Annotated in this window: 6 protein-coding genes and 1 pseudogene; all 7 read right to left on the reverse strand. The window is 68.6% G+C overall.

What is annotated here, in order from left to right; all coding sequences use genetic code 11:
• Positions 1–14: 14 nt before the first annotated feature.
• A complete protein-coding gene (gene recN / locus F3087_RS44740) occupies positions 15–1,790 on the reverse strand; it encodes a DNA repair protein RecN (RefSeq protein WP_150408294.1) in 1,776 nt (591 codons plus the stop codon).
• Entirely contained in the window at positions 1,768–2,727 is a 960-nt protein-coding gene (locus tag F3087_RS44745) for an NAD kinase (RefSeq protein ID WP_150408295.1), read from the reverse strand. Before F3087_RS44745 ends, recN begins: the two co-directional genes overlap by 23 nt.
• Entirely contained in the window at positions 2,724–3,545 is an 822-nt protein-coding gene (locus F3087_RS44750) for a TlyA family RNA methyltransferase (protein ID WP_150408296.1), read from the reverse strand. Before F3087_RS44750 ends, F3087_RS44745 begins: the two co-directional genes overlap by 4 nt.
• 1 nt (position 3,546) lies before the next feature.
• Positions 3,547–3,855, reverse strand: a complete 309-nt coding sequence (locus F3087_RS44755; RefSeq protein ID WP_223885826.1) for a hypothetical protein — start codon at positions 3,853–3,855, stop codon at positions 3,547–3,549.
• Between the two features lie 13 nt (positions 3,856–3,868).
• Positions 3,869–4,777, reverse strand: a complete 909-nt coding sequence (locus F3087_RS44760) for an HAD-IIA family hydrolase (protein ID WP_150408297.1) — start codon at positions 4,775–4,777, stop codon at positions 3,869–3,871.
• 261 nt (positions 4,778–5,038) lie between these two features.
• Complete coding sequence (locus F3087_RS44765) at positions 5,039–5,353, reverse strand: hypothetical protein (RefSeq protein WP_150408298.1); 315 nt, start codon at positions 5,351–5,353, stop codon at positions 5,039–5,041.
• Between the two features lie 1,564 nt (positions 5,354–6,917).
• Positions 6,918–8,162 (reverse strand): annotated as a pseudogene (locus tag F3087_RS44770) (hypothetical protein); the annotation flags it as partial.
• Positions 8,163–8,593: the final 431 nt, after the last annotated feature.

Consider the following 8,593-nt stretch of genomic DNA (forward strand, 5'->3'; position numbering starts at 1 on the left):
GTGTCCGACGCGGGTTAGACGGTTGCGCCGGACTTTTCGGCGCGGGCGAGTTCCAGGAGTTCCTCGGCGTGGGCTCGGCCGGTTTCGGTGTCGTCCAAACCGGCCAGCATGCGGGCCAATTCGATGACGCGTTCGTCCTTGGTCAGGGCGTGGACGCCGCTGTTGACCTTGCCCTTGCCGTCGTCGGACTTGTCCACCACCAGGTGGGTGTCTGCGAAGGCGGCTACCTGGGGTAGGTGGGTGACCACGATGACCTGGTGGGTGCGAGCGAGGCGGGCCAGCCTGCGGCCGATCTCCACCGCCGCGCGGCCGCCGACACCGGCGTCGACCTCGTCGAACACCATGGTCGCGCCGTGATCGGAACTGGCCAGCACCACTTCGAGGGCGAGCATCACCCGGGACAGCTCACCACCGGACGCGCTCTTGCTCAACGGCAGCGACTGCGCACCGGAGTGCGCGGACAACCGGAACTCCACCTCGTCGATGCCGGACGACCCGGCGTGCACTTCCTTGCCGTCGACGGTCAGCGGCGCGGAATCCTGCGGGCTCGCCGGCATCGGCCGGACCTCGACCTCGAGCCGGGCCTTACCCATTGCCAGACCACCCAATTCGGCGCTGACCGCGGACCCGAGCTTGCCCGCCGCCTTCTTGCGCGCGGCACTCAACTTGCGCGCCGCCTCCCGGACCCGCTCGGCCGCGATATCCACCTCGGCCGCCAACGCCGCCAGGGTCTCCTCGGACACGTCGAGCGAACCGAGCTTGGTGCGCGCGTCGTCGGCCCAGGCGATCACGCCGTCGATGTCGGGCGCGTACTTGCGAGTCAGCGACTTCAGCTCGGCCTGACGGGTGAGCAGCGAGTCGAGCGCGCCGGGATCCGACGGCAGATCCGAAAGGTAACCACTGAGTTCGGTGGTCAGGTCGACCACCACCGCGATCGCCTCGCCGAGCCGGGGACCGAGCGCGGTCAGCGCGGGATCGTCGGCCGCATCGATGCGGGCGAGCGCGGCACCGAGCAATTCCAGTGCGCCGGAACCCTCTTCGGGCGAATCGACGGGACCGGCGAGCGCGTCGTGCGCGGTCGTCGCGCCCTCGCGCAGCGAATCGAGATCGCTGAGCCTGCGCACCTCGTCGACGATGCGCACATCCTCGCCGGGTTCCGGTGCGATGGCGTCGATTTCGGTCAGCGAATGCTGCAGCCGGTCGGCCTCCTGCGCCAATTCCCTACTGCGCGCGGTCCGTTCGAGCAGTTCGGTGCGCGCGTCCAGCCAAGAACGGCGCTGCACAGTGTATTTGCGCAGCAGCGGACCGACGGTGTCGGCGGCGAACTGGTCGAGCGCGGCGAGCTGCTGTTCGGGGCGCTGCAAACGCAGCTGGTCGTTCTGACCGTGCACGGTCAGCAGCGACGCGGTGAAATCGGCCAGCACCGAGGCGGGTACGCCGCGACCGCCGAGATGCGCGCGGGAACGACCGTCGCTGCCGACAGTGCGAATGGCGATGATGCTGCCGTCGTCATCCTGTTCGGCCGCAGCCGATTCCAGCACCTGCGCCACTCCCGCGCGGGCCGCGTCGTTCACGTCATCGACGGTGAACCGGCCCTCCACCACCGCGCGGGCAGCACCGAGCCGCACCCGGCCCGGATCGGCCCGCGCACCGCTCAGCAGGTGCAGGCTGGTGACCACCATGGTCTTGCCCGCGCCGGTCTCACCCGTTAGAACCGTGAGACCCTCGTGGAATTGCGCCGTGGCCGTTGAAATAACGCCAAGACCATCAATCCTGATCTCTGTCAGCATTTGTGCTCTCCGTTCGCCGTCGGCCACGCCAGCCTGTCACGGGCAATTGGAACTTGCGCACCATCCGGTCCGCGAACGGCGCGGAATCCAGCCGCACCCAGCGCACCGGTTGTGCGCCGCGCACGGCCTCCAGGCGACCGCCGCGCGGTAGCTCGATGCTGCGCCTGCCATCGAGGAAAACTATCGCATCGTGTCCGGTGGCCACGCATTCCACCGCGATCCGCGAGGCCGGGCTGGTCACCAGCGGCCGCGCGAACAGCGCGTGCGCGTTACTCGGAACCACCAACAGCGCTTCGAGTTCCGGCCACACCACCGGCCCGCCGGCGGAAAACGCGTACGCGGTCGAACCGGTCGGGGTGGAGATCAGGATGCCGTCACAGCCGAACGACGACACGGGCCGCCCGTCCACTTCCAGCACCAGCTCCAGTACGCCGGTGCGCGAGGCGTTTTCGATACTGCCCTCGTTCAACGCCCAGCCGGTCTGCACGATCTCGTCGTCGACCCGGACGGTGAAGTCGATGGTCATCCGCTGTTCGATGCGGTAGTCGCCGCGGACCACGTGGGCCAGCGCGTCATCCAGGTTCTCCGCCTCGGCCTCGGTCAGAAACCCGATGCGGCCCAGGTTGATTCCCAGCACCGGCACCTCGGCCGGACGGGCGAGTTCGGCGGCGCGCAGGAACGTGCCGTCGCCGCCGAGCACCAGCACCATCTCGCAGCCGACCGCCGCTTCGGGGCCGTGCGCGACCACCCGCACCGGGTAACCGCCCGCCGCCGCCTCGAACCGGGTGTCGACGGCCTCGTCGGCCAGCACCCGCAGGCAGATGCCCGCATCGGCGAAGATCTTCGCCACCCGATGGGCGGTCTCGATGATCTCCGCCCGGCCCGGATGCGCCACCAGCAGGATCTCCCGGCCATCCGATCTGATCGGCGCGTTCACTGTGGACCCTCCTCGACCGCACGCTCGACGAGAGCAGCGACTCGCTCACCGTCGTCTTCCGGCTGCCCGTCCTTGCGCAGCCACACGAAGTATTCGACATTGCCCGACGGGCCCGGCAACGGGCTCGCCACCACAGCCTCGGTGCGCAGGCCGAGTGCCGCGGCCGCGGTGGCGACATCGCGGACCGCCTCGGCGCGCAGCGCCGGATCCCGCACCACCCCACCGGTGCCGACGCGGTCCTTGCCGACCTCGAACTGCGGTTTCACCATCGGCAGCAGATCGCCGCCGGGCGCGGTGCAGGCGGCCAGCGCGGGCAGCACCAGGCCGAGCGAGATGAACGACAGGTCGCCGACGACCAATTCGACGGTGCCGCCGATGGTTTCGGTGGTGATGCCGCGCACGTTGGTGCGATCGACGACGCGGACCCGGTCGTCGTTCTGCAACCGCCAGATCAGCTGGCCGTAGCCGACGTCCACCGCGACGACCTCGCGAGCCTCCCGCGAGAGCAGCACATCGGTGAAGCCGCCGGTCGAGGCGCCCGCGTCGAGGCAGCGTTTGCCCGCGATGGTCAGCCCGGCGGGCTCGAAGGCTTCCAGTGCGCCGAGGAGTTTGTGCGCACCACGCGACGCCCAGGAGACCTCGTCGGGTTGCTCACGGACCAGCAGCGGGGTGCCCGCCTCGACGGCGGTCGCGGGTTTCACCGCGACCGTTCCAGCTATCAGGACCCGACCGGCGCCGATCAGCTCGACCGCGTGTTCCCGCGATCTCGCCAACCCGCGGCGAACCAGTTCGGCGTCCACGCGCGCGCGTCTGGCCACCTCAGATCTTGTCCACCGTGGCCAGTGCCTGCACGAGCACGTCGTGCGCCTGTTCCAGGATGCGCGCGCGGCGGGTGATGTCGGTGCCCGACTCTGCGCCCTCGGCCGCGGTCGGCGAGCCCGGCCAGCTGGTGCGCGTGGCGAGTTCGGTGAGCAGAGCGTCGATCTCGCTGCGGATGCGCTCCGGGTCGGCCGGCTCCGGACGCCCTGGACCGCCAGGCAGATGCTGACCGGGCAGCGGGGGCCCCGGGCGGGGTCCGTTCGCGCCGGGCATACCGGGGCCGGTGGGGCGGGGCATAGGAGTAGTCATCGTGGCGTCAACGCTATCGGATTTCCGAACCAGACGCGCGTACCGTCACGGCTCGTCCCGGGTTGCGCCGCAACCGGTCGGCCAGGTCCGCGGCGAGGTCGCTCGGGTCGGTGTCCGATTCGGCGGGAATCGGGGGGTAGTTGAGCGCGTCGAGGGAGTCGGCGACGTAGGTGGGGATGGACTCGGCGGCCGCGTCTTTCAGCTCGTCGAGGGTGCTGACACCGGTCAGGACCAGCAGGGATTCCAGGCCGACAGTGTTCGCGCCCTCGATATCGGTGTCGAGGCGATCGCCGACGACCAGGGCGCTGCGCGTTCCGGCGCGCACGAGGGCGTCCTCGAGCAGGGGTGCGTACGGCTTGCCCGCGACGATCGGTTCGCGTTCGGACGCGGTGCGCAAGGCGGCGACCATCGAGCCGTTGCCGGGGGCGAGGCCGCGTTCGTTCGGCAGGGTCTTGTCGGTGTTGGCGGCGACCCACAGTGCGTCCGCGCGCAGGGCGTAGGCCGCCTCGGCGAGGTCGGCCCAGCAGGTTTGCGGCGAATGTCCTTGTACGACAGCGGCCGGCGGGGTGTCGTCGAAGCGGCGGATCGGGTGCAGGCCCACCGCGGTCACCTCGGCGGCCAGATCGTCGGTGCCGATGATCAGCACGTCCGCGCCGGGCACGAGTCGTTCGGCGAGCAGGCGGGCGGCGGCCTGCGCGCTCGTCACCACCTCATCGGTGCTCGCGCGGAAGCCGAGTTCGGTGAGGTGCGCGGCGACCGTCTCCGGTCCCCGGCTCGCGTTGTTCGTGACGTACATCAGCCGCTGCGCGGATCCGTCGTCGGCCAACGCCGCCGGCGCACCCTCGATCACCGCGTGCCCGCGGTACAGGGTGCCGTCCAGATCCAGCAGCAATGCCTCGTAGCGATCTCGTAGCCGCTCCACACCACTCTCCGTGTCACCGATCGGCCCGGGGCCGAATTCCGTATCCGCCGGACGCCCGGAACCGCACCGAGACGGTTGCCTTCGGCCCGTCCGAGACATCCGAACACTACGCCAGGAGGCCGACAAGAAACGCAGGGCGTCGATCGCTCACATGTCCCGCGGCGGGCGGCATCTGGCGTTTCGCCGGTGCCGAAACGACGAGCGGGACATGACGGTGCGGTATCTCACGATCTACCGCGGTCATGTCCCGCTCGGTTATGCCTAGTTGGTGACGCAGTTGCCTTCGCCGTCGGCCTTGCCCGACTTCGGCGACATGATGCCGGGGACGGAGCAGTCCGTGTTCTTCGGCATCGGGACGAACTGGACGACGTCCTCGCCGGCCTTGTGGCAGGTCGCCTTCGCGCTGACGCCACCCGGCAGGTTGATGCTTTCGGTGTACTCGAGGCCCGCCTGCTCGCAGGCCTTCTTGGCCTCCTGGCCATAATTGGTCGGCTCCGCGCTGGCCGAAACGGCGCCCATCGCGGTCAGCGCCGCGGCGGCCAAGCCGACGAATACAGTGGCCCGAACACTACTCATCCTGCATCTCCTTGAATTCAGACAGTCCCGTGACAAATCGCTGACCCGCATCGCGACCCCGGGCAACCAACCGAAGCCGGCACACCCCTGGCGATTTCGCGCCACAAGAACCCTACGTTGTCCCCCCAAGGCTAGTTGCGCATTCCACCGAAGAGTTCAACGGGCACAACGAATCCCACTGAGCGACCCCCCAATTCAAAGAACTGGACAGCACGCTTTTGGGGTCTTGACGGATTTCCCACAGCTAGTCGCGGGTGTGCACAGCGGTCGACCTGGCCGACAGGCGTACGAAATACAACGCCGATACCCAAAGCCGCCCAATAGTGATGCGACACATGGCCTGAACGCGATACCTCCCCAAGTTCGCACGTCAAGCCCTCTGGAAACACCATTCCAACCCACAGACCGACCGCAATGCAACTGACCCGCAACGACTACCGGACCCCTGAGCCCGCGCAACTGGATGATCCATCCCACCAGCCTGTAGCCGACACACCAATCGGCACGTCTTCCACTCGCGGCTCGCCGCCAATAGCCAACGCCCGCACACCTTCTGACCTCCCGCACACGAACTCGCCACCATGACACGGGTGCGGAGGTCAAAAGGTGCGCGTCTGTGTGACGCGGTCGCGTATGCACCGGCAACCAGTCTCACTACATCCCGCTCGACAACTCGGCCTTGACCAGCAAGATCCATCGAACAGCGGGCCGATCGCATTGGGCCCCTGCCTCACCCACGTCCCGTCCAGCGCGATGCAGTTCACCCAGCGGGACATAGCGACGGCGACACGCCGAAACGGCCACCAACATGTCCCGTTCAACGCGATACACGTCATCGAGCGGGACATGGCGGCAGGGGCACGCCGGTTCGGCCAGCCATCACGTCGTTCGACAGCTCGAATTCACCAGCGCGGTCCAGCGAGTGGCGGGACGACAGCATAGGGCGCCCCTCCCAGGGCCCGCTCGTGTCCCTTTCAGCGCGATGCTGCCGACGAGCGGGACCTGGCGGCGGTGACACGCCGAATCCGCCGCCATCGTGTCCCGTTCGATTGTCCGAGACCGGTTGGCACTGGGGGGATGTCGCGTGTCGAGGCGAGGTCGGCGAGCCGGACCGCACGACTGCATGGGAGAGACCTGGTCTCGGACGGTCCGGCGGTGCGTCGGGATGACTGGTTCCCCGACCCGAGTTGGCGATGCTGTTCGCAGGGTGGTGGTTTCGGGCGACGGTGGGATGACAGCTGCCGGTCGCCTTTCGGCGCGTTGGTGTCGATTCACCAAGGGAACCTGCCGAGTCGGCACAACGAATCAGGGCGTGTCGCTGAGTATTCGGCGGCGTGCCTGAGGTGACTCGTTCGCCGACCGAAGTGGCAATGATCGTCGCCGAACTACAGCTCCGGGTCCTCGACTGCTTGGCCGTTGCCGGTGAGTTCTCGGCGCATCCTTCTAAGGTCGGTTCGCCGACTGGATGCACCGGCGTGGTGCCGACGAACGCGGCCGTACGCTGCGCAGTCCGGCAGCGTACGGCTGGGGTCGCCGACCGAGGTCGGCGATGCCGTCTGTCGGGCTACAGCTCGAGGTCGTCGGCGGGTTGGGGGCCGCCGGTTAGTTCTTCGGCGCGTTCTTCTGCGTCGGTTTCGCCGTCGAGGTCGGCGGAGGCTGCGTTGAGGAACCAGGTGAGGCCCTCGTCGGTGCGGCCGGCGGCGACCAAGGCGTCGGCGTAGGCGTAGAAGAGGCGGGCGGCGGCTGAGCCGGTGCGGGAGGGGTCGAGTTCGGAGGTTTGCAGGGTTACCACGGCCTGGTCGTATTCGCCGAGGTCCATGCGGGCGCCGGCGACGACGATGCGCAGTTCGGTGGCCTCGTCGCCGGTGAGGGCGCGGGCCTCGTCGCTGCGGCCGAGCTCGATGGCGCGTTCGGGGCGACCGAGGCCGCGCTCGCAGTCGGCCATGACAGCGAGCAGGCCGGAGCCGCCGGACATCCGGCGGGCCGTGCGCAGCTCGGAGAGGGCCTCGGCCCACTCACCCGCGTGATAGGCGGTGACGCCTGCGGTTTCGCGGACCACGGCGATGCGGCCTGCGCGTTGCCGAGCGGCGCGGGCGTGGGCCAGAGCCAGGCGCGGGTCGTCTTCGATCAGCTTGGCGGCCATCACGAGGTGACGGGCCACGGCTTCCGCGTTCGACTTGTCCAGGCTCAGCAGGTCACGGCGGACAGCGGGGTCCAAGTCGGCCGGCTGCACGTCATCGGGAAGATCGGGCTCTTCGGGACGCGGCGGACGACGGTCCTGCGAGCGATCGCCACCGGCACCGGTGCGAGCACCTTCGCCACCGCGACGCCGATCGTCCGGGCCGTTGCCCCGCGAATCGTTGCGGTCGAACCCACCACGGCTACCGGAATCGCCACCGCGCTTGAATCCGCCACGGTCACCGGAGTCGCTCCGGCCACCGGAATCACCGCCACGCTTGAAGCCCCCGCGATCACCGGAATCACTCCGGCCGCCAGAGTCGCCGCCACGGTTGAAACCACCGCGGTCACCGGAGCCACCGCTGCGGTTGAAGCCGCCACGGTCGCCCGAGTCACTACTGCGGTTGAATCCACCGCGATCGCTGGAACCACCGCGCTGGCCGGAATCGCCACCACGATTGAAACCGCCACGATCACCGGAGCCGCCACTGCGATCGAACCCACCACGATCACCCGAACCACCGCTGCGGTTGAAACCACCGCGATCGCCCGAGTCACTGCCACGGTTGAAGCCGCCACGGTCACTGGAACCACCGCGGTTATAACCGCCGCGATCACCGTCACGGTTGGAGCTACCGCGATCGCTGGAGTCGCCGCCGCGGTTGAATCCACCACGGTTACCGGAATCGCCGCTGCGGTTGAATCCACCACGGTTGCCCGAGTCGCCGCTGCGGTTGAACCCACCGCGATCACCCGAACTACCACTGCGGTTGAATCCACCACGGTCGCCCGAGTCGTTGCCACGATTGGATCCGCTGCGGTCGCTCGAACCACTGCGATTGAACCCGCCCCGGTCACCGGAGCCGCTGTCGCGGTTAGAGCTGCTGCGGTCACTGGAGTCGCCGCTGCGGTTGAATCCACCACGGTTGCCCGAGTCGCCGCTGCGGTTGAACCCACCGCGATCACCCGAACTACCACTGCGGTTGAATCCACCACGGTCGCCCGAGTCGTTGCCACGATTAGATCCGCCACGGTCACCCGAACCGCTGCGATTGAATCCGC

It is taken from the genome of Nocardia colli, assembly GCF_008704205.1.
In the GTDB taxonomy this organism is placed as follows: Bacteria; Actinomycetota; Actinomycetes; order Mycobacteriales; family Mycobacteriaceae; genus Nocardia; species Nocardia colli.